The organism is Brachybacterium sp., assembly GCF_036379615.1.
In the GTDB taxonomy this organism is placed as follows: Bacteria; Actinomycetota; Actinomycetes; order Actinomycetales; family Dermabacteraceae; genus Brachybacterium.
In genome coordinates this window covers 1-20035 of sequence record NZ_DASVGJ010000058.1, presented here as the reverse complement: position 1 = coordinate 20035, position 20035 = coordinate 1, and the positions used below count along the sequence as shown (strand labels likewise).

The following is a 20035-nucleotide window of genomic DNA, read 5'->3' as shown; positions in this document are numbered from 1 at the left end:
CTCGTCGCGGGTGGGAGTGGAGGGGGTCTCGCTGTGACCCGCGGGCCGTCCGAGGGGAACCGCTCGACCACTGCCGCGAGGACCTGGGGGTTCGGGGAAGGTGGCGGGGTCCGCGGCGTGGGTGCCTCGCAGGAAGCAGGTCCAGGCCCGGGTGAGGTCGTCAACGATCTGGACGCTCGCGGTATCGAGGTCATCGATCGCGGTCACCACATCCACCCCACCAGGACCGTTGCTGGGGGTTCGACGGCCGACGCTCCAGCGGGTGCGGCCCGGCTCGGCCTGCGTGGTGGGCAGGCGGGTGGGGTCCAGCAGACCGTTGGTCTTGTCGAGGTGGTGCTGCCAGCACAGCAGGTGGAGGTTCTCGATCTCCGTGAGACCGCCCGCATCGGGGTTCCCGCGCTGGCACTCCTCGATGTGATCGCATTCGGAGGCCCATGACGTGGGGCGCGAGCAGCCCGGCACCGCGCACGTGCTGTTGCGCAGGCGGAGATGCTCGAGCATCGCGGTGGTGGGTACGTGCTTCTCCGCCGGCAACGGCAGGAACGCCCCGGTGCTCGGCTCGGCCAGGACCCGGTACCAGGCCCCTTCACCACCTGCGAGGGAACGCGCCATCGACGGCGGCAGCGGGATCGTGCCCTCGAGCATCCCCGGCTCCTCCGAGGCGCCCAGCAACGTCAGGGCTGGGACCGTCACATTCAGCCGGAACCTCCCCGCAGGGACCACGACGCCCTCGAGGTCGAACGCTGCGGAGCCGAGCAGCAGGAATCGCAGCTCGGCAAGGGGCAGAGCCCTGCCCGTCTCCAGGGCTCGACCGTCCGGGTCGTGCGGGATCGGCGTGCCCTCACGAAGTGCGGCGCGCTGGGCGGACTGGACCGCGCGCGCGGACTCGTCCAGCTGCTTCCACTGCGCGAGGACCTCCGGGATCGGACCGCTGATCTGCATCGTCCCCATCCCCGGCTCGAGGCTCGGCAGCAGGGCCACGCCGCGGGTGAGGCAGGCGAGCGGATCAGGCCGATCCTCCCGCCGCTCGAGCAGGGCGATGAGTTTCTTCAGCAGGGTGAAGAACCGTTCCGGACTGATATCCGGCGACCAGGATGCGACCGCGACATCGAGCTTTCTCCGCGAATCATCCGATAATGACCGAGACGTTCTCAGCATCTTCTGGAACCACGTCGACGGCAGGGACCCCGACTCGAGCGCCTCCAGGCACTGGGGGAACAGATGCACCGCCTGATACGCATCGCGCAGCTGCCACCCGGCGGCACTGCCGGTCACCCTCAGCGCGAGCGCGGCACGAGTGGTGTTCACGGAATCCAGCTCGGTGATCTCTTCATAGTCCCCGTCATGCTCGTACAGGTCCGCCAGGGCCCGGTACTTCTCCGCCAGGCCGCGGGCTTCCCGCTCCTGCGCATCCCAGACCCGCTGCGTCGCCGCGCTGAGCTGGGGATCATCCAGACTGCCACCCCGCCGGGGCAGGTCTTCACGAGTCAGGGCCGCACGTGCGTTCACGCTGCGCAGGTGCCGCGGCAGAGACTCCAGGAACGTCGGCTCGGTCGCCTCTTCGGCCGTCTCAGCAGCCCCGGCCGCCTCCGCCGATCCGTCGACCCCGCCCACGTGACCGTCGCTGCCGTGCTCGTCATCCTTGAACGGCGACGGCGCGCTCACTGCTGCGCTCATGCTCCCCACCTCCCCCGGCGTCTCTGCGGAACCACGACCCTGACGAGCCATGCGCGGAGGGCTCCAGCGCCCGTCCGATACCCCGTATTTTATCGAGATGCCCAGACCATCGAAAGCTGCCGGAGATATTGTGGATAACCGGGCGCGGACTCTCCCGCAAACCCTGGCAGAAAGAGGATCCAGGCGCTCGTGAGCGTTTCAGAGTGGATTCTTTCCTCCACACATCACGGTTATCCACAACCCCGAGGTCCCGGCAGGCGCACCAAGTGCAGCAGGTGCAGCAGGCGCACCAGGTGCAGCAGGGGCGGAGGCGCGGGATCGGGGCGCGGCGGAGCCGAGGGTGTGCGGCGGCGGGAGCGCCAGGGCGGAGGTGGGGCGGCGGCAGCGGTGAGACGCCCGCTCCCCCGGACGTGCCTACAGGTACGGATCCGCCCAGGCGCTGATGATCCGAGCGGCGCGTTCGGCCTGACCGTCCTTGGTGAGGAAGTGATCGGAGCCCTCGAGGGCGATGAAGCTGCGCGGGTGCACGGCGGCGCGGAAGATCTCACTCGCGTTGTCGATGCTCACCGTGGCGTCGGACGGCGAGTGCATCACCAGCAGCGGCCGATCCAGCGTATGCACCGTGGCGATCAGCTCCGCAGAGCGCACGTCCTCGACGAAGTCCTGCTTCAGCGTCAGCTCGCGCCCGCCGATCAGCCACGTCGCGGTGCCGTCCTCCATCACGCGGTCCACCACGGAGTCGTAGTGGCGCTCGATCCGGGCAGGCTCCGAGGGCGCACCGATCGTCACCACCGCTGCGACACTCGGGATCCGCTGAGCTGCGACGATGGCCGCCGCCCCGCCCCAGGAGTGGCCGATCAGGAGGGACGGCGGGGTGCCGCGCTCGGCGAGGAACTCCGCCGCGCGCACGGTGTCATCGACCTTCACCGTGAAGGATCCATCGCCCCACTCGCCGCCGGAGTCACCGAGCCCGAGGCAGTCGAAGCGGAGCATGCCGATGCCGTGCTCCACCAGTCCCCGCGTGATCCGGAACGCCGCCGGGGAATCCTTGCCCAGGGTAAATCCGTGCACCAGCAGGCCCCAGCCACGGGCGTCGCCCTCGGGTGCCTCCAGCACGCCCGCGAGGTTGGGACCCACCGAGCTCGGGAATCGAACCTCTTCGGTCATCGCACTGCCCCTCTTCCGCCTCCGTCGGCTTCCGCGTCCGTCAGTCTCTGCGTCCGTCGATCTCTGCACCCGTCGGCCCTCGCCTCGGCGGAGAGACTCAGGAACTGCTGCACGGTAGCACCGCGCCGGCCAGGCCAGGTCGCTGCGCCGGCCAGGCCAGGTCGCTGCGCCGGCCAGAGCGGGTCCATGCGACCGATCGTCGGGACCCGGAGTTCTTCGACCCGGTGGACATCTTCACCACCCGCGGCATCTCGCGGGACGGCGCCGTGGTGGTGGTGCGTCCCGACCAGTACGTGGCAGGGGTCTTCCCCTTGGAGGACACTGAAGGCCTGGCGGAGTTCTTCCGCGGGCATCTGCTGCCGGCGGCCCACGGTGCTGCAGTCCCCGGCAGCGCTGCGGCCCTCGGCGTGCCCGCCGCGTCCTGACCTGCCGCCCTTCCACCCCGACACCCGACGACGCGAGGAGAGCCATGACCGAGAACCGCGAGACCACGAAGGCCGAGCAGGAGCTGCTCGCCGGAGTCCCGAACCAGTTGTTCATCAACGGGAGCTGGCGCGCCGCGGAGGGCGGGGAGACCCTCGAGGTGCGCGACCCGGCCACCGGTGAGGTGATCCGGACGATCGCCTCCGCGTCGAGCGCCGACGCGCAGGCCGCGATGGACGCGACCGCGGACGCCTTCCCCGCCTGGTCGCGCACCCCGGCCAGGGAGCGGGGCGAGCTGCTGCGCACGGCCTTCGACCTGCTCACCGAGCGGGCCGAGGAGTTCGCGCTGCTGATGACTCTGGAGATGGGCAAGCCGCTGGCCGAGTCCCGCGGCGAGGTGACGTACGGCGCCGAGTTCCTGCGCTGGTTCAGCGAGGAGGCGGTGAGGGTCCAGGGTCGCTATGGCGCGACCCCCGAGGGCACCGGTCGCACGATCGTCTCCCAGCATCCGGTGGGTCCGTGCTTCCTGATCACGCCGTGGAACTTCCCGCTGGCGATGGCGACCCGGAAGATCGCCCCGGCGCTCGCGGCCGGCTGCACCGTGGTCATCAAGCCCGCGCAGCTGACGCCGCTGACCACGCTCGCCTTCGTGAAGCTGCTCGAGGAGGCGGGACTGCCTGCCGGCGTGGTCAACGTGGTCACCTCCCGCTCCTCCCGCGCCGTCTCCGAGCCGATCCTCGCCGATCCTCGGCTGCGCAAGCTCTCCTTCACCGGCTCCACCGGAGTGGGGCAGACGCTGCTGGCCCAGGCCGCGAAGGGAGTGCTGCGCACCTCGATGGAGCTGGGTGGCAACGCCCCGTTCGTCATCTTCGAGGACGCGGACCTGGACGCCGCGGTCGAGGGGGCGATGCTCGCGAAGTTCCGCAACATCGGCCAGGCCTGCACCGCCGCCAACCGCTTCATCGTCCACCGCTCGCTCGCGGACGAGTTCGCCCGCCGCGTCACCGAGAAGGTCACCGCCTTCGGCATGGGCAGGGGCACCGAGGACGGCGTGACCATTGGCCCGCTGATCGACGAGGATGCCGTCGAGAAGGCCGGCACGCTGGTCTCCGATGCCGTGGACCGCGGCGCGACGCTCACCACGGGCGGGTCGAAGGTCGACGGGCCGGGCACCTTCTTCGAGGCGACGGTGCTCACCGACGTGCGCGAGGGCAGCGAGCTGCTGCGGGAGGAGATCTTCGGGCCCGTGCTCGCGATCGTCCCCTTCGACACCGAGGAGGAGGCCGTGCGGCTCGCCAACAGCACCGAGTACGGGCTGGTATCCTACGTCTACACGAAGGACCTCGCCCGCGGGCAGCGGATGATCGAGCTGCTGGAGACCGGGATGATGGGCCTGAACGTGGGCGTGGTCTCGAACGCCGCGGCACCGTTCGGCGGCTGGAAGATGTCGGGCCTGGGCCGCGAGGGCGGTGCCGAGGGCATCCACGAGTACCTGCAGTCGAAGTACACGCTGACGCCGAACCCGTTCTGAGACCACAGCGGCGCACCCCGTGACGGCAGCGGCGCGGCGGCGTAGCGTGCGGGCATGAGCCCCGGCACCCCGCCCCCGCCCGCTTCCGACACCCCCACCTCCCCCACGGACCTCACCGATCTCACCGCCGACGTCGTCGTGATCGGCGGCGGCCCGGTCGGCGAGAACGTCGCCCAGTACGCGGTCGAGGGCACCGACCTCACCGCGGTGATCGTCGAGTCCGAGCTGCTGGGCGGCGAATGCTCCTACTACGCCTGCATCCCCTCGAAGGCGCTGCTGCGTCCGGTCGCCGTCGCCGATGCCGCCGCGCATCTGCCCGGCATCACCGACCCCTCGCTCGAGCGGGACGAGCTGCTGGCCCGGCGCGATGCCTGGGTCTCCCACTACGACGACTCGGGGCAGGCGGAGTGGGCCGAGGGCGCGGGCCTGCAGGTGGTGCGCGGACGGGGACGGATCGTCGGCGAGCGCGAGGTGCTCGTCGAACCGACAGGCGGGACGGGCGCGACGCAGACCGCCATCGGTCCGATCCGCGTCCACGCCCGCCGCGCCGTGGTCCTCGCGACCGGGTCCCGGGCGACGATCCCACCGCCGCTCCAGGACCTGGCCCCCTGGACCTCCCGGGATGCGACCGGGGTGCAGGAGGTGCCCGGGCACCTGGTGATCATCGGCGGCGGCGTGGTCGCCGTCGAGGCCGCGACCTGGATGGCGGCGCTCGGCGCGCAGGTGACGATGCTGGTGCGCGGCACCCAGCTGCTCAGCGACGCCGAGCCCTTCGCCGGCCGGCACGTGCTCGAGGCGCTGCGCGAGCGCGGTGTCACCGTCGAGCTCGGCACCACCGTCGTCTCCGGCGAGCGCTCCGCGGTCCGCGAGACGGGACTCGGCCGGATCCACGGCGGCCCCGTGACGCTGCAGGTCGAGGACGCGCGCGGCCGTCGCGAGATCACGGCCGACGAGGTGCTCGCCGCGACCGGCCGGCGTCCCGCCCTGGAGGACGTGGGCCTGGCGGAGATCGGGCTGACGGACCAGGACATCACCGGTGCGCAGCAGCCCACCTCGGACGACGCCACCGGCGCTCCGCTGCCCGACTGGCTGCACGCCGTCGGTGATGCGAGCGGGGAGGCGCCGCTGACGCACTGGGGCAAGTACCGCGCCCGCGTGATCGGGCAGGCGATCCGCGCCGCCGCCACCGGCGAGGCGCTCGAACCGGTGCCGGAGTCCGTCCCGGTACCTCAGGTGGTGTTCACCGACCCGCAGGTCACCTCGGTGGGGCTCACCGAGGCGGCGGCCCGTGAGGCCGGTCACGACGTGGTCACCGCGCGCGTGCCCTTCGGTGCGGCCGCCGGGTCCGCGCTGCTGCGCGACGATGTCACCGGCACCGCCCAGCTGGTGGCGGACCGGGCCTCCGGGACGCTGGTCGGCGCGACGTTCGTGGGCCCCGACGCCTCCGAGCTGCTCCACGCCGCGACCATCGCGATCGTCGGCCAGGTGCCGGTGCACGTGCTGCGCCACGCGGTGCCGAGCTTCCCCACCGCCGCCGAGCTGTGGCTGCAGCTGCTCGAAGCGCTGCCGCGGGAGCTGCGCCGCGGCTGAGGAACCGCCTGTGCGGGCCGACGCAGCGTGGTCAGGCGTGGTGCGGGCAGGCGTGGTGCGGGCAGGCGTGGCGCAGGTTGTCCCGTGGGGCGGCGGGGGTCCGCGCCCCGCCCTCCTCCCTTGGGACGAGATGACATCTGGCACTGGTCTCGGCCGCCGCGCATCGGGTGGAATGGAGAGGCGCCGCGGTCCTGCGGCGTCGTGCCGCTCGTCCCGGGGGACCCATGTTCAAGCGAATGCAGCGCTCGCGCCAGCTGCGCCGAGCCAAACCCGGCAACGGCAGCACGCTCAAGGACCTGAACTGGTGGAACCTGCTTACCCGCACTCAGTTCTTCCTCGATCCGGATCCCGGGGTGAACCGGTCCGCGCGCTGCGCCGTGGACGTGCGATTCCTGGCCACCGAGCTCGAGGGCGGGAAGATCGCCGAGGGCGCACGGCACGCACCGGTCGAGTTCTACGTCGATGGCGTGCAGCAGAGCATCGCGAACCCGCCCGTGGCATTCAGTGTGCCCGGCGGCGCGGTCGAGGTGGCCACGAGCACGTACGGTCTGTCCAGGATGCACTTCGTGCCCGAGGAGGGCGGGGAGCCGAGGGCGCTGCGACCGCACCGGCGCTCGCTCGAGGGGCTGCGCGCCCGCTTCGGCCGGCGGCACCCGGGTGCCAGCGCCGTGATCGGAGCCGTGGCCATCGTGATCCTGCTGGTGGGGCTGGCGATGATGATCCCGCAGGCCGCGGAGCACCTCACCAGCCTCGACCCGGTCGCTGAGCGGGTGGGCACGTTCACCTCCCCGATCCAGCTGCCGTCCTGGCTGAACATCTCGCTGATCGTCGCCGGGGCGCTCGCGGCGACCGAGCGCGCGCTCACCCTGCGCAACCACTGGCTGATCGACGCGGACACCATCTGGACGAGCGTCACCTGACGTGCGAGAGGCGGGGCCGGATCCGCACAGGCGAAGGTCGCGGAGCCGCGGCGAGCGAGGAATCCCCTCGCCTCCCTGCTCCACCGGCCCTAGCCTCACCTCATGCCTTCACAGCCCGACCAGCCCGACCAGCCCGACCAGCCCGATGCGATCTTCGCCGATCCTCGCCTGGCCGCCTGCTACGACACCTTCGACGGGGCGCGGGACGACCTGGACCACTATCAGGAGATCCTCGCCGAGCTCGGGGCGCGCAGCGTGATCGACGTGGGCTGCGGGACCGGCTCGCTCGCCACCCGGCTCGCGGCCGACGGGCTCACCGTCACCGGCGTGGATCCGGCCCGTGCCTCCCTCGACATCGCGCGCGCGAAGCCGCACGGTGACGCGGTGACCTGGCTCCACGGCACCGCCGCGGACCTCCCGGGGCCGGCTCCGACCGCCGACGCGGGCACAGGAGAGGGGACACGTGCCGGCGAGGGCACTGCCTCGGGCATGGGCACGGGCGCCGATGCCGCGGTGATGACCGGGAACGTCGCCCAGGTCTTCCTCACCGATCAGGCCTGGACCGGGACGCTGCGAGCGATCCGGGGCGCGCTGCGCGAGGGCGGGGCGCTCGTGTTCGAGACCCGTCGGCCGGAGCGCAGGGCCTGGGAGGAGTGGCAGGCGGACATGGAGGAGTCCGTCCACGAGGTCCCCGGGGTGGGCCGTGTGGTCGTCCGGCCCACGCGCTTCGAGGTGGCGCTGCCGCTGGTCACCTTCGCCGACGAGTTCACCTTCGAGGACGGCGTCACGCTCACGTCCACCTCGGCGCTGCGGTGGCGCAGCGAGGAGGAGCTGCGCTGCACGCTCGCGGCGTCCGGCTTCGAGGTCGAGGGGATCCGGGATGCCCCGGACCGGCCCGGGCGGGAGTTCGTGGTGATCGCCCGGGCCGTGTGAGCACAGCGGCTCAGCTCTCCTGGCCGGTGCCGGTATAGAAGCCGTAGGTGGCGTCGGCACGCTGCTGGGCGACCTCCGCATCCTCCCCGGAGGCGGCGTGCGCGACGGCCCAGCCGTCTGCCGCGCCGCGGTAGAAGGACCGGCCCTCCTCGGTCCCGGCCCAGGCCTCGGCCTCGCCGGGGGCGAGCGAGCCCTCGGTGGCGCCGAGGTGCAGGCCCAGTCCCAGCAGGCCGCCGTCCCAGCCCACGCCGGTGGCGCCGGGGCCGAAGGTCTCCCACATCTCGGCGGGGACGTCCGCGGTGAGGGAGGTGTGCTCGAGCTCGAAGCGGGTGGCCTCCTCGCCGTCGGCGGCCAGACGGATGGTGAGCCAGGAGACGGCGCCCATCATCTCCCAGGTCGCGGAGTACTCGGCCGTGCCGTCGGCCGGGGGTTCGCAGGCGGTGATCTCCCCGCCGGCGTTGCCCTCGAACTGGTAGCGACCGCCGAGCGTCAGGTCGCCGCTGACCGGCAGGAACCAGCGCTGGATGCGCTCGGCGGTGGTGACCGCGTCCCACACGTCCGCGAGCGCGGCGGGGTAGGTCTGCTCGAGGGACTGCACGTGCGCGGGGGCGCCGTCCCGCTCCTCGATGCGGTAGGAGCGGGTGACGGACTTCAGCTGGGCGGGGACGTCGACCATGTCAGGTCTCCTTCTGTGTGGTGGTGCTCGCGCCGGGCGGGGTGCCCGGTGCGGAGTCGGTGGTGGCGGTGGGGGCTGTTGATCCCGCGAGGCGCCGCTGGCGCTTCCCGCGAGCGAGCTCGGTGCCGAGGGCATCGAGCGTCGGCAGCCAGAAGCGCTCGAACGGGGTCAGCCACTCCCGGGCCTCCTGCGGGCCGCGGGCGTCGAGCGCGTAGAGCCGGCGCCGACCCTCGGCGCGCACAGTGGCGAAGCCGTGCTCGCGAAGAACCCGAAGATGCTGGGAGACGGCCGGTTGGCTGATCCCGAACTCGTGCTGCACGATCTCGCCGATCTCGCCGGCACCGAGCTCGGAGGCACCAGGCCCGGACGCGCCGAGCTCGGGCGCACCGGGCGCTGGCAGGCCGGGCTCTGACCCACCGGGCTCAGACGTGTCGGACCCCCCTCCGTCGGCGAGGAGCTCGAGGATCCGACGCCGCACGGGGTCGCCGAGGACATCGAGCGCGTGCATGCCCTGATCCTCGCTCCCCACCCTTGCTTTAGTCAAGACTTATATGTCAGATGCGGCGTGCAGCGGGTGCCGTGGAGCGCGCGGCGCACCCCATCCGACACCCTCGGCACATGGAGGCGACCGCCCGATGGCGCAGTTCTCGTGACGCCCCGTGGCATGGACCGATCTCGGGCCATGGTGCACTGAGGATTCCGCGGCACGGACCGCTGGACCCAACAGGCATGGACCCAGTGGAACGGCGGCGATCGATACGCGCCGAGCGTCGCTCCTGGATACACCCCATTGAGCCATCTCGGACTCGACTCCCCCAGCCGTGATGTCCAGGGGGGTTGTTGATCCTGGTGGCGAGTGAGGCTCTGATCGCGGAGTGGATCCGGTGGCGATCATCGAAGTGCAGCCATCCGGGCAGCGCTGCCCTGCGATCGATCCCTGATGTGCAGAAGCGGGCGTAGTCCCAGCCATCAGCGAGCGTGCGGTGGAACCGTTCGGTCTTCCCGTTCGCCTGAGACCGGTAGGCCCGGGTCCGATCGTGGGTGATCCCGAGCTCCGTGCATGCTTCGCGCCAAGCACCCGACCGATGGGCAGAGCCGTCGACGCCACCCGGCCTCGACGATCCGCTCCACCACCACCGGCGGCGCTCCGGTCGGCATCGAGCGGGACCGACTGGATCGATCACGCATCCCAGAGAGGCCCCCGGCCCGGAAGCGAGCCGCCCACCTCCGGGCCCTTGGCGGCGGGACCATGACCATCGTCGCCGCGACAGCGACAGGCCCCCTGATCCTCGACGAGGAGTCGAACCAGCCGCAGACGAGCGCACGGGGTCAGAACGGCGTGAGCGCGGGACAGGAGAAAGCCTCCTGTGTGCGTGAAGCGGTTCCTCAACAGCTCCGCTCTCGCAACAGGAGGCCTTCGACCGTCAGCAGATCACCCGCGGGTCACGCGGCACCGCCCCTGGACATCACACCTGGCGGGACGCTGACCGGACATTCGTCCGCGGTTGCCGATACGTTCCGGTTCGACATTCTCGCGGCCGTTCTGTCACACAGGGTCCAGAACAGCACTGCTGGACGCCGTCCGTCTCCGGGTCAACCTTTCTGGCGGCCCTTGAACCGTGGGTTCTGCTTGTTGATGACGTAGAGGCGCCCCCGTCGGCGGACGACCTGAGCTCCCGGCATGCGCGCGAGGGAGCGCAAGGAGGAACGGACCTTCATCGTGTCGCCTTCCCGTAGTGCCGGTCGAACCGCTCGACCCGACCCGCGGTGTCGAGCACGCGGGATCGACCGATGCCGAAGGGGCGGGATGCGGAGGAGACCGCGACGTCGATCACCGGGTATTCGTCGCCGTCCTCCCAGGGCATCGTGGTGCTCGAGGTGCGGGGCGTGCCGGTCAGCATGGCGACTCCCGCGGGCTCGTCACGGACGACCACGGGGACGCAGGGGGGATGGGTGGTGGGCTTCATGGAGTTCTCCTTCTCTGCCAGGACCAGGGGGCGGGGCGTGCCGGGCACTGCTCACCAGCTCGATTTCGTGACACCGGGCAGTTCGCCACGGTGCGCAAGGCCGCGCACGGTCACTCGGGGCACGCCGAACCTGCGCAGGTATCCGCGCGGTCGACCGTCGGACGCGTCGCGGTTGCGAACCCGGGTGGGACTCGCGTCGCGGGGCATCCGCTGCACGGCGCGCTGGGCCTCGGCGCGCTCGGCGGAGGTCGACCGGGGGCTGCGGATCGTGCGCTTGAGCTCGGCCCGGCGTGCGGCGTAGCGGGCGACGGTCTCCTGGCGCTGCAGGTTCTTGGCGATCTTCGATGTCTTCGCCATCTCAGCGCTCCTCACGGAACTCGACGACCCGACGCACGACCGAGTCGTACTTGCGCACGACCTGTCGATCCGGCGTGTTGCGGCGGTTCCTGGTCGTCACATAGGTGCAGCCGGCGACCGCGGTGGAGCGGAGCGTGATGCGGCGCCTCAGGGAGGGCACGCAGCAGGTCTTCTTCTGGAGGTTCGGGGCGACCCGACGCGAGGTGCGGCGATGGGAGCGGGAGGCGCTGCGGCCGAAGCTCGGGCGGGCACCGGTGACTTGACAACGTGCGGACATGATGAGGACGGTACACTATTGATAACCGTTCTCACCACAGATGGGCCCTCATGATCCCCGCACCCAAGCCCGACCAGCCGTCTCCGGAACCTCACGTCCCACTGGCCGTGGTCTGCTCGCTCGACGCGGTGCTGCGTGACTCCGTCGCCACCGGCCTGCTGCTCGACGCCCCGGACCTCGCGGTCCTGCGGTACGACCTCGACGCCGAGGGCGACCTGCGACGACTGGTGCTCGGCGGAGGCGCCGTGCTCGAGAACGCGCCGGTCGTCCTCGAGCACGAGTGCATCGCCTGCACCATGCGGGAGGACGCACTCCCCGTGCTCGAGGCCCTGGCCCAGGAGGCCCGCTGGGAGGCCATCGCGCTGCTGCTCCCCGTCGCCGCCGATCCGGCGGTCGTGATGCGCACTCTGATCCCCCGTCTCGAGCGCCTGCGGGCCGGCCTGGTCGCGGCTGTCGTCGATGCCGACAGCGCGGCCCAGGACCTGCTGGGCGATGCCACCCTCACGGAGCGCAGTCTCTGCTGGGGCGAGGGGGACGAGCGCAGCGTCGGCGAGGCCCTCGCCGCACAGATCGAGTACGTCGACCTCGTAGCACTCGTCGGCGACCCCGCCGGCCCCGGAGCCGAGCTCATCGAGCACCTCCGCGCACCCGACCAGCTGCTGCTCGACAACGCGCACGACGTCACGCTGGCTCTGCTCACGGACGGCGCGCACGACCTCGGCACGGCCGGGCAGCGCATCGATCCCGCCGCCGTCGAGGCGCACCACGGCCCCGCGGAGCACGGGACCTGGACCCTGGATCTGGTCTCGGATCGGCCTTTCCACCCGGATCGCTTCCTCGAGCACGCCGAGCGCCTGGGAGCAGGGCGTCTGCGCGGGCGCGGTCACTTCTGGTTCCCCACTCGTCCGGGCACGATCTGCCAGTGGGACGGAGCCGGTGGTCAGGTCTCCCTCGGCGCCCACGGGTTCGCCGGCACCGAGGACCCCACCACCCGACTGGTCGTCACCGGCGTCGATCCCGCCGATGCCCAGCGCGTGCGAGAAGCCTTCGAGGACTGCCTGCTGACCGCGCAGGAGTGGCAGGCCGGGCTCTCGCCCTGGCTCGGACGCGAGGACGACCTGACGCCCTGGCTCGGCGAACGGACCGCAGCCGCCGCCTACGGATCCGATGCCGCATGATCCGCCCCGGCGACTCCAGGCCCAGCCGACTCCTCGACGCAGAGGACACGACCGCCGCGGCGAGCGGTCCGTTGCTGGCCGTATGCGCGGGACATCGATGCGCCGCGCTGCGACGCCTGGCCGGCACCGCCGGCACCGTGGACGAGCTCGGCGCCGCCGTCCGGGCAGCTCCGGGCGCGGTCCTGATCACCACCGACTGCCTCGGTCGGTGCGAGGTCGCAGCGCTGGCCGGTATCGCCCGCCACCACGGCCCCTCCGGTCAGTCGGGCCGCACGGTATGGCTCGCCGGGGCCGAACAGACCGACCGCGCCGAGGCCCTGCGACGCTGGGTCGTCGACGGCGGGCCGTCCCGGCTCGACCGGCCCGACGTCGACCTGCCCCCCTCGCTCGCTCCGGCAGCGATCGGCCTCGGCCCCGGCATCCGCATCACCCCGAGCCAGCAGTCACTCTGACCCCGCCCGTGAGGATTGTGCGATTCGGCAGCACCTTGGAGGCACGCGTCTGCCCGGTCCGGCGCCACCCTGCGTCGCACCTCCGGCGCCGCAGTCTCCTCCGTCAACCGGGTCCGGATCGATGCTCTCGTGACAGATCCGCGCCGATCTCATCGGGATCACTCCTGGCTGCATCGAGCGCGACCTACGACAGCGAGGCCTGCGGATCCTCCATTCATGAGAACGAGGGCCACGAACATGAGCAGCGCTCCCTCACCCTGGAAGAAGAGACGACGTCATCGCCTTCCGCCTCCGTCTGCGCGCTCGGAGACGCCAGGACACCGTGGACCCGCTGACGACACAGGGGCGTCGACGACCGCACGCTCGTCACGCCGCCTGCCCGGCCGCGCGGTGACTTCGTGACAACCGTGCCCGCGTTCGCACCCTTCGTGCCCCAGGAGGGCGCAGCAGAGACCTGACAGGCCCCGGTGCCCTCCGGCCCTGCGCGCTCGACGACGTCACCATCGAGAGCGCCCATCTGGTGCCGGGTCGCGGCGTGAATCGCCGGCAGACCGGGCGCGACGAGCGCGCCGTACCACTCGGCATTCCCCGCGCGGGAGTCCGGTTCCCCCACAGGGGACGACTCGCCGTTCACTCCGGGTCCCGCATCGCGCACGGGGTGCGCTCGTCGACCGTGGCGACCGCGCCCCGGCATCGCACAACCTGCGGGCCCAGGTGTGTCACCCCTGCCTGCCCTCCCGCGAGAGCTCTCATGATCTCCTCATCGCCGCACCGTGAGGAGAACCGCTGTGATTGCAGCACGACTGCTCGTCTCGGCGAGGGGGCGACCGCTTCTCGGTGACCGCCAGCCATGCAGGTATTGCCATATCGCAATATAACTGTTTGAATGAGGTCATGGACATGGAGACCGGGGTTCGCGAGGCGGCACAGCTGTTCAAGCAGCTCGGAAACGAGTCACGTCTGCTCATCATGCGTCTGCTCGCAGATCGTCCGCGATCCGTGCAGGCGCTGACCGAAGCCACCGCGCTCTCGCAGCCATTGGTGTCGCAGCACCTGCGAACTCTCCGACAGTCGGATCTCGTGACCGGACAGCGGCGAGGGCGAGAAGTTGTCTATCAGCTCACCGACCATCACGTCTCACACGTGATCGAGGACGCCCTTGCACACGTGAACCATGACCATCACACCGACGTGGACAATCCCCCGTCATCCACCCCAGCAGCAGAGGAGACCTCATGAGCACCATCGAGCAGCACGAGCATGTGGCCGAGCACACCGCCGCGGAGCACCAGCACGGCCAGGACTGCGGGCACGAGACCGTTCAGCACGGCGATCATGTGGACTACGTCCACGACGGCCACAAGCACGCCGAGCACGGCGACCACTACGACGAGCACGAGCGGGTCGCCGAGCACACCGACGCCGAGCACCAGCACGGCCAGGACTGCGGCCATGAGACCGTCGAGCACGGCGACCACGTGGACTACGTCCACGACGGCCACAAGCACGCCGAGCACGGCGACCACTACGACGAGCACTGAGCTTCTCGTCGATTCTCGAACCGGGGTGCACCACTGCGTGGTGCACCCCGGTCGACATAGGGCTCCCGAGTGAGGCCAAGATCGGCGCTCACCTCAGGCAGGTAGCCGCCATGCCGCGGCGCCGGGCCCCACCGAGGCAGTCGCACCCGACGACCAGCACCTGAGCGCGGCCCGCAGAGCGAACCCGGGCGCCCAGTAAGCGAGATCACATCGGCTACGACTCTATCAATAACGATTATCGTTATGATGACTTACCGTGCCACCTTCCTCCCCCGCGGCTCCCGCCCCCTCCGAAACGAGAGCCGCCACCGCCGGACGAACCCGTCGCCGTCTGCGTCTCCGGGCGTGGCTGATCTGCGCTTTCCTTGTGCTGGCGATCTGCGCGCTCGCCGTGGTCTCCGGTGCGGTTGGATCGGTGCAGGTGAGCCTGCGTGAGGCCGCGCACGTCGTCCTCGGGCACCTGCTGCCGGGCATGCCGTGGATGTCGGACGGTTCCCTGTCGCAGTTGCAGGATCAGGCGGTGTGGCAGTTCCGCCTCCCACGCGCAGTGCTGGCGGGCCTCGCTGGGGCCGGGCTGGCGCTTGCGGGAGCGCTGATGCAGGTGACGGTCCGCAACCCTCTCGCCGAGCCGTACATCCTCGGTGTTTCTTCCGGCGCGAGCGTGGGCGCGGTGCTGGTGATCGTCTTCGGCTCCGCTGCACTCGGCGGTCTGTCCTTGAATGTCGCCGCGTTCGTCGGGGCGCTGGCGGCGTGCGTGGCGGTGGCGATGCTCGCCCGCAAGAACGGCACGCTGTCACCGACTCGTATGATCCTCGCCGGCGTGGCTCTGGGAACCTTGCTGAGCGCGGTCACGAGCTACCTGACGATCTCGACGGATGCGCAGAACGTCGTCAGCGTGCTGTTCTTCCTGCTCGGGAGCGTGTCGGCGGCCACTATGAGCAGCCTCATCGGACCCGCTGTCGCGTTGATGGTCTCGTGTCTGATCGCGGCGTTCCTGTCTCGGTCGCTGAACGCGTTGATGACGGGGGATGAGTCCGCGATGTCCCTCGGCGTGAACGCGAACCGCCTTCGCGGGGTGCTTCTGGTGGTCGCCTCGCTGCTGACCGGCGCGGTGGTGTCTGTGGCGGGTGGGATCGGGTTCGTCGGCCTCGTCGTGCCCCACATAGCCCGGATCCTGGTCGGCGCCGATCACCGGAGGATGCTCCCGATCACCGTGCTCGGCGGTGCCGTTTTCCTGATGACGGCGGATCTGCTCGCCCGCACCGTGGCGCAGCCGACCGAGATCCCGCTCGGCATCCTCACCGCGTTCGTCGGCGCCCCCTTCTTCATGTGGCTGATGCGTCAGGGCGGGGCCGAGAAGGCGGGATTCGGACGATGAGAGTCGACTTCGAGAACATCACCGTCACTCTCGGTGCCCGCGATGTCGTCCGAGATGCTTCGGTGGCCGTGCAATCGGGGCGGGTGGTAGGGCTGGTCGGCCCGAACGGGTCCGGCAAGTCGACCCTGCTGCGAACCCTGTACCGCGCTCGCGTCCCGACAACGGGAACCGTACGCGTCGACGGCAGCGATGTTCGCTCCCTCAGCGGACGCCAGGCTGCTCGCACGGTATCGGTGATGCTGCAGGACCCGCCGACCGACTTCGATCTCAGCGTCGAGGAGACGGTGATGCTCGGCCGCGCTCCGCACCATGCGACCTTCGGCCGAGACACCTCCGACGATCTGCGCATCGTGGACGAAGCGATGGCCCGCACGGCGATCTCCGAGCTCGCCGATCGCATGGTTGCCACCCTTTCCGGAGGGCAGCGTCAGCGGGTGATGCTCGCACGGGCGCTTGCGCAACGAACACCGGTGATGGTGCTGGACGAGCCGAGCAACCATCTCGACATCAGCCATCAGCATGAACTCATGAGCACGGTGCGCGGCATCGACTGCACCGTGATCGCCGCGCTGCACGATCTGAACCTCGCAGCCCAGTACTGCGACAGCGTCGTCGTTCTGGCCGCAGGCCGCGTCGTCGCCGCAGGTCCTCCCGCCGTCGTGCTCACCCCCGAGCTGATCCGCACCACGTTCGGCGTGGATGCCCGAGTCCTCGGCGACACCACGGAGCCCGTGTTCGCCTTCCGCCGCCTCGAAACGGCCAGTGCCCCTGCTGACCGCGCCTCTGCACAACCCCGTGAAACAGAAAGCAGACCCTCACCATGACTGTTGCTCCTCGAGCGAATCCTCGTGCACACCCCATGACCGTCGTTGCTCTCTCCGCCGCCGCGCTTCTGCTCGCCGGCTGCGGCACCGGCGTCTCCCCCGACACGGACCCCGGTGACACGACGGATGACGTGACGATCGAGAACTGCGGACGCGAAGTGACGGTCGACGGCGCCCCTGAAGCTGCGGTCGGCATGCACCCGGCGCAGACCGAATTGATGCTCCGCTTGGGGCTGGCTGACCGGCTCGCCGGGCAAGCCCAGACCACCGCGCAGGCGCTTCCGGACGACGTCGCAGAACTGGCTGAAGGCGTTCCGGTGCTCGGGGACACGGCCCCACCCAGCCGTGAGGATCTGTTGGCTGTGGCGCCGGACTTCGTGTACTCGCCGACGACCTACGAATTCTCGCCGGACCAGGGCTTTGCCAGCATCGAGCAGCTCGATGATGCCGGTGCCGGCGTCTACGTCGCCACTGGCGGCTGCGAGGACCGCCGCATGACCGGGGAGGTCACCGACCTGTTCACCGATCTGGAGAACCTCGGCGAGATCTTCGGCGTGCATGACGAAGCCACAGGACTCATGGAGGAGAGCCGGACCACCCTCGATGAGGTCGCGGAAGCGACCAAGGATGTCGAGCCGCTCCGTGTCGCGCAGGTGTACTACGAGGGCGGCACCCTGCAGGCCATCGGCGCAGGCATCGAGTACGACATTCTGAACCTGGCCGGTGCGGACAACGTCTACACGCCCGAGCAGGATGAATTCTCTGACTTCTTCGCCGCGACCATCAGTCCCGAGTCACTGGCCGCCGAGGAACCTGACGCGATCGTGTTCGCCGCATATGACGAGGAGCATGAGGCCTCCACTCGCGAATACCTGGAACGCACGTTCCCCGATATGCCCGCCGTGCAGGAGGATCGCCTGATCGTGGTCTCGACCTCGGACATGTTCCCCGGCACGCTCGGCAACATCTCTGCCGTGCAGCAGATCGCCGAGCAGCTCTACCCGGACGCCTTCTGACCGATGATCCACCGCAGGCTGCTCCAGCTCGCAGGCGCGATTCCCGGCGCGATCTTCGTTCTCGCTGCCTGGGGGGTCGCCATCAGCGCGCTGCATGTCGGCTTCGCGTTCACCCTCGCCACGGTCATCACCGCACTGGTCCGTGGCGAGCGCGTCCCTGTGTCCGCGCTCGTGCTGCTGGCGGTGATCACCGTGGCACGCGGGGCGGCGCTCTGGGGACGGGACCTGCTCGCCAACCGTATCGGGGCGACGGTGCGCATCAGGCTACGACGGCGCCTGCTGGATCGTCTCGCCTCTGTTCCAGCGGCAGAACGGGACTCCGGCGCGACGGCGACGACGGTGATCGACGGCGTGGAAGGACTTGACCCGTACTACACCCGATACCTGCCGCAGCTGCTCGTCGTGCTCGTCGTACCCGCACCGGTGGTTGCCTTGGTGTGGCACCACGCACCCACAGCCTGGATCGTGCTCGCCGTGAGCGCCGCCGCGGCAGTGCTCGCGCCACGTGCGTGGGATGCCCGGCTGCTGCAGAACGGCCGCACACGGTGGGAGAGGTTCGCCAGGCTCTCCTCCGACTACGTCGAGGCTCTGCAGAACATCCCCTTATTGCGAGCATTCGGGGCGACCGACCGCACCGCCGCCCGGTTCGTGGGGGAAGCAGACAGGCTCCGAGATTCGACCATGCAGCAGTTGCGGCTCTCGCTGGTCGAGACGGGCATCAGCGCGATCGCGATGCACCTGGGCACCGTGCTCGCAGTCATCGCCGCCCTCTTCGCCCTCACGACCGGCAGTGCAGAAGCGGCATCGGCGGTCGTGGTGCTCATGCTCGCCCGCGAGTGCTTTCGTCCCGTGCAGGAGCTCGGCACGAACTGGCACGCCGGATACCTCGGCCTCACCGCCGTCGATGGCCTCGACCGCCTCCTCTCCACCCCGCTCGTCCACAACGGCGACCATGACCGGCCCGCCACCACGGGAACGCTTCAGGTCACGAACGTCTCCTACACGTATCCCGGCTCGGAGAGGGGCGTCGCCAGGCTGTCGCTGCGGATCGAACCGGGTGAGACCGTCGCGATCATCGGGCCGTCGGGGTCAGGAAAGAGCACCCTGGCGAGGCTTTTCGAGCGCGACATCGACCCCGACGCCGGCACGCTCACCCTCGACCACATCGATCTTCGCGACTACACGAGCACAGCGAGAACCCAGAGCCTCGTCGTCGTCCCGCAGGACCCCGTGCTGTTCGCCTGGACGGTCACGGAGAACCTGCGGCTGTACCGTCCCGACGCGTCCGGTGCCGACATCGAGGAAGCGGCGAGAGCAGCGCATATCCACGACACCATCACCAGCCTTCGCGAGGGATACGACACGGTGCTGGCGGAGAATGGAGAACAGCTTTCCGGTGGGCAGCGACAACGCCTCGCCATCGCCCGCGCGCTGCTCTCACCGGCGACCGTGCTCGTCTTCGACGAGGTGACCTCCGCACTCGACACCGGCACCGAACGCCGCATGGTCGACGCCCTCGCCAAAGCCACTGCAGATCGCACGGTGGTGCTCATCGCGCACCGCGACACCGCCTTGATCCACGCGACTCGTTGGATCGGTATGCGAGGCGGGCGGATCGTCGCCACCGGCACGGGAGCTCCCGCCAGCGTGCAGTTCGCCTCGGGAGTGGCACGATGACGACGATCCTGCGGCTGCTGCCCCTCATCGCCACCCGACGCGGACTATTCATCGAGACGGTCATCTGGAGCGCATTCACCCAGGCCGGCGTCTTGGGCATCACTCTCGGCATCGCCTGGACCGTTGGGCACGCCGTCACAGGTCAGCCCGTCTCCCTCCTGGTCGCTGGAGGTGCGCTGTCCGCTCTGGCCGTGTTCGCGTCGCTGGCGGCATGGCGCGAGTCGTGGGTATCGCACGATCTGGCCTACCGCCTCATCGCCACCCTCCGGGGCCGCGTCTTCGATTCCCTCAGACGCTCGCTGCCGTTCCGTACCCGGCACCGGCGCACCGGCGATCTCACGACGACCGTGATCGCCGATATCGAGACCCTGGAATGGCTCTACGCACACACCGCCGCGCAGACGCTCAGCGCGCTTCTCGTGCTCAGTATCAGCACGGTCGTGTCGATCAC

21 protein-coding genes and 2 pseudogenes are annotated in these 20035 nt (G+C 70.2%); 14 read left to right on the top strand and 9 right to left on the bottom strand.

What is annotated here, in order from left to right; all coding sequences use genetic code 11:
- Positions 1–1677: HNH endonuclease signature motif containing protein (locus VF289_RS11370; RefSeq protein WP_330884003.1), on the bottom strand; the 1677-nt coding region annotated here is incomplete at its 3' end.
- A 414-nt stretch (positions 1678–2091) separates the two neighbouring features.
- Positions 2092–2844: an alpha/beta hydrolase family protein gene (locus VF289_RS11365; protein ID WP_330884002.1), complete on the bottom strand. Its 753-nt coding sequence runs from the start codon at positions 2842–2844 to the stop codon at positions 2092–2094.
- Positions 2845–3071: 227 nt separating this feature from the next.
- On the opposite strand from VF289_RS11365, the pseudogene VF289_RS11360 reads away from it, so the two are divergent.
- The 5 genes and pseudogenes from VF289_RS11360 to VF289_RS11340 all read left to right on the top strand — a co-directional run.
- A pseudogene (locus tag VF289_RS11360) lies at positions 3072–3269 on the top strand (hypothetical protein); the annotation flags it as partial.
- Between the two features lie 44 nt (positions 3270–3313).
- A complete protein-coding gene (locus tag VF289_RS11355; RefSeq protein WP_330884001.1) occupies positions 3314–4798 on the top strand; it encodes an NAD-dependent succinate-semialdehyde dehydrogenase in 1485 nt (494 codons plus the stop codon).
- Positions 4799–4852: 54 nt separating this feature from the next.
- On the top strand, positions 4853–6388 hold the full coding sequence (locus tag VF289_RS11350) for an NAD(P)/FAD-dependent oxidoreductase (RefSeq protein WP_330884000.1): 1536 nt from the start codon (positions 4853–4855) through the stop codon (positions 6386–6388).
- A 224-nt stretch (positions 6389–6612) separates the two neighbouring features.
- Positions 6613–7308 (top strand): hypothetical protein, encoded by a 696-nt coding sequence (locus VF289_RS11345; RefSeq protein ID WP_330883999.1) that lies wholly within the window; start codon positions 6613–6615, stop codon positions 7306–7308.
- 102 nt (positions 7309–7410) lie between these two features.
- Positions 7411–8241, top strand: a complete 831-nt coding sequence (locus tag VF289_RS11340; protein ID WP_330883998.1) for a class I SAM-dependent methyltransferase — start codon at positions 7411–7413, stop codon at positions 8239–8241.
- A gap of 10 nt (positions 8242–8251) precedes the next feature.
- Here VF289_RS11340 and VF289_RS11335 read toward each other — a convergent pair whose 3' ends face one another.
- The 7 genes and pseudogenes from VF289_RS11335 to rpmB form a co-directional block, all read right to left on the bottom strand.
- Entirely contained in the window at positions 8252–8917 is a 666-nt protein-coding gene (locus VF289_RS11335) for an SRPBCC domain-containing protein (protein ID WP_330883997.1), read from the bottom strand.
- Between the two features lies 1 nt (position 8918).
- Positions 8919–9425, bottom strand: coding sequence for a metalloregulator ArsR/SmtB family transcription factor (locus tag VF289_RS11330; RefSeq protein WP_330883996.1), 507 nt, complete (start codon positions 9423–9425; stop codon positions 8919–8921).
- 313 nt (positions 9426–9738) lie between these two features.
- Positions 9739–10017: pseudogene (locus tag VF289_RS11325) on the bottom strand (integrase core domain-containing protein); the annotation flags it as partial.
- A 493-nt stretch (positions 10018–10510) separates the two neighbouring features.
- On the bottom strand, positions 10511–10636 hold the full coding sequence (gene ykgO, locus VF289_RS11315; RefSeq protein ID WP_330883995.1) for a type B 50S ribosomal protein L36: 126 nt from the start codon (positions 10634–10636) through the stop codon (positions 10511–10513).
- Positions 10633–10884 carry a 50S ribosomal protein L31 gene (locus VF289_RS11310; protein WP_330883994.1) on the bottom strand — a complete coding sequence of 84 codons (252 nt, stop codon included), beginning with the start codon at positions 10882–10884 and terminating at the stop codon, positions 10633–10635. The genes ykgO and VF289_RS11310 overlap by 4 nt, the downstream gene beginning before the upstream one ends.
- 51 nt (positions 10885–10935) lie before the next feature.
- Positions 10936–11241 carry a 30S ribosomal protein S14 gene (rpsN, locus tag VF289_RS11305; RefSeq protein WP_330883993.1) on the bottom strand — a complete coding sequence of 102 codons (306 nt, stop codon included), beginning with the start codon at positions 11239–11241 and terminating at the stop codon, positions 10936–10938.
- A gap of 1 nt (position 11242) precedes the next feature.
- Complete coding sequence (gene rpmB / locus VF289_RS11300) at positions 11243–11518, bottom strand: 50S ribosomal protein L28 (protein WP_330883992.1); 276 nt, start codon at positions 11516–11518, stop codon at positions 11243–11245.
- A gap of 50 nt (positions 11519–11568) precedes the next feature.
- Here rpmB and VF289_RS11295 point away from each other — a divergent pair, with 50 nt between their 5' ends.
- The 9 genes from VF289_RS11295 to VF289_RS11255 form a co-directional block, all read left to right on the top strand.
- Positions 11569–12696 (top strand): GTP-binding protein, encoded by a 1128-nt coding sequence (locus VF289_RS11295; protein ID WP_330883991.1) that lies wholly within the window; start codon positions 11569–11571, stop codon positions 12694–12696.
- On the top strand, positions 12693–13148 hold the full coding sequence (locus tag VF289_RS11290) for a hypothetical protein (RefSeq protein WP_330883990.1): 456 nt from the start codon (positions 12693–12695) through the stop codon (positions 13146–13148). Before VF289_RS11295 ends, VF289_RS11290 begins: the two co-directional genes overlap by 4 nt.
- Positions 13149–14042: 894 nt before the next feature.
- Entirely contained in the window at positions 14043–14387 is a 345-nt protein-coding gene (locus VF289_RS11285; protein WP_330883989.1) for a metalloregulator ArsR/SmtB family transcription factor, read from the top strand.
- Entirely contained in the window at positions 14384–14689 is a 306-nt protein-coding gene (locus VF289_RS11280) for a hypothetical protein (RefSeq protein ID WP_330883988.1), read from the top strand. Before VF289_RS11285 ends, VF289_RS11280 begins: the two co-directional genes overlap by 4 nt.
- 391 nt (positions 14690–15080) lie before the next feature.
- Positions 15081–16067 (top strand): iron ABC transporter permease, encoded by a 987-nt coding sequence (locus VF289_RS11275; protein ID WP_330883987.1) that lies wholly within the window; start codon positions 15081–15083, stop codon positions 16065–16067.
- Positions 16064–16891, top strand: coding sequence for an ABC transporter ATP-binding protein (locus VF289_RS11270; RefSeq protein WP_330883986.1), 828 nt, complete (start codon positions 16064–16066; stop codon positions 16889–16891). Before VF289_RS11275 ends, VF289_RS11270 begins: the two co-directional genes overlap by 4 nt.
- 35 nt (positions 16892–16926) lie before the next feature.
- On the top strand, positions 16927–17907 hold the full coding sequence (locus tag VF289_RS11265; protein ID WP_330883985.1) for an ABC transporter substrate-binding protein: 981 nt from the start codon (positions 16927–16929) through the stop codon (positions 17905–17907).
- A gap of 3 nt (positions 17908–17910) precedes the next feature.
- Positions 17911–19584, top strand: a complete 1674-nt coding sequence (locus VF289_RS11260) for an ABC transporter ATP-binding protein/permease (RefSeq protein WP_330883984.1) — start codon at positions 17911–17913, stop codon at positions 19582–19584.
- A partial coding sequence (locus tag VF289_RS11255; RefSeq protein WP_330883983.1) for an ABC transporter transmembrane domain-containing protein occupies positions 19581–20035 on the top strand: 455 nt, incomplete at its 3' end. The genes VF289_RS11260 and VF289_RS11255, both read left to right, overlap by 4 nt.

Coding starts and splice junctions, on each gene's coding strand:
- VF289_RS11330 (WP_330883996.1), bottom strand. CDS start 9,425: ATGCACGCGCTCGATGTCCTCGGCGACCCCGTGCGGCGTCGGATCCTC.
- rpsN (WP_330883993.1), bottom strand. CDS start 11,241: ATGGCGAAGACATCGAAGATCGCCAAGAACCTGCAGCGCCAGGAGACC.
- VF289_RS11280 (WP_330883988.1), top strand. CDS start 14,384: ATGAGCACCATCGAGCAGCACGAGCATGTGGCCGAGCACACCGCCGCG.
- VF289_RS11270 (WP_330883986.1), top strand. CDS start 16,064: ATGAGAGTCGACTTCGAGAACATCACCGTCACTCTCGGTGCCCGCGAT.
- VF289_RS11340 (WP_330883998.1), top strand. CDS start 7,411: ATGCCTTCACAGCCCGACCAGCCCGACCAGCCCGACCAGCCCGATGCG.
- VF289_RS11295 (WP_330883991.1), top strand. CDS start 11,569: ATGATCCCCGCACCCAAGCCCGACCAGCCGTCTCCGGAACCTCACGTC.
- VF289_RS11290 (WP_330883990.1), top strand. CDS start 12,693: ATGATCCGCCCCGGCGACTCCAGGCCCAGCCGACTCCTCGACGCAGAG.
- VF289_RS11355 (WP_330884001.1), top strand. CDS start 3,314: ATGACCGAGAACCGCGAGACCACGAAGGCCGAGCAGGAGCTGCTCGCC.
- VF289_RS11285 (WP_330883989.1), top strand. CDS start 14,043: ATGGACATGGAGACCGGGGTTCGCGAGGCGGCACAGCTGTTCAAGCAG.
- VF289_RS11335 (WP_330883997.1), bottom strand. CDS start 8,917: ATGGTCGACGTCCCCGCCCAGCTGAAGTCCGTCACCCGCTCCTACCGC.
- VF289_RS11260 (WP_330883984.1), top strand. CDS start 17,911: ATGATCCACCGCAGGCTGCTCCAGCTCGCAGGCGCGATTCCCGGCGCG.
- VF289_RS11310 (WP_330883994.1), bottom strand. CDS start 10,884: ATGAAGCCCACCACCCATCCCCCCTGCGTCCCCGTGGTCGTCCGTGAC.
- rpmB (WP_330883992.1), bottom strand. CDS start 11,518: ATGTCCGCACGTTGTCAAGTCACCGGTGCCCGCCCGAGCTTCGGCCGC.
- ykgO (WP_330883995.1), bottom strand. CDS start 10,636: ATGAAGGTCCGTTCCTCCTTGCGCTCCCTCGCGCGCATGCCGGGAGCT.
- VF289_RS11365 (WP_330884002.1), bottom strand. CDS start 2,844: ATGACCGAAGAGGTTCGATTCCCGAGCTCGGTGGGTCCCAACCTCGCG.
- VF289_RS11350 (WP_330884000.1), top strand. CDS start 4,853: ATGAGCCCCGGCACCCCGCCCCCGCCCGCTTCCGACACCCCCACCTCC.
- VF289_RS11345 (WP_330883999.1), top strand. CDS start 6,613: ATGTTCAAGCGAATGCAGCGCTCGCGCCAGCTGCGCCGAGCCAAACCC.
- VF289_RS11265 (WP_330883985.1), top strand. CDS start 16,927: ATGACCGTCGTTGCTCTCTCCGCCGCCGCGCTTCTGCTCGCCGGCTGC.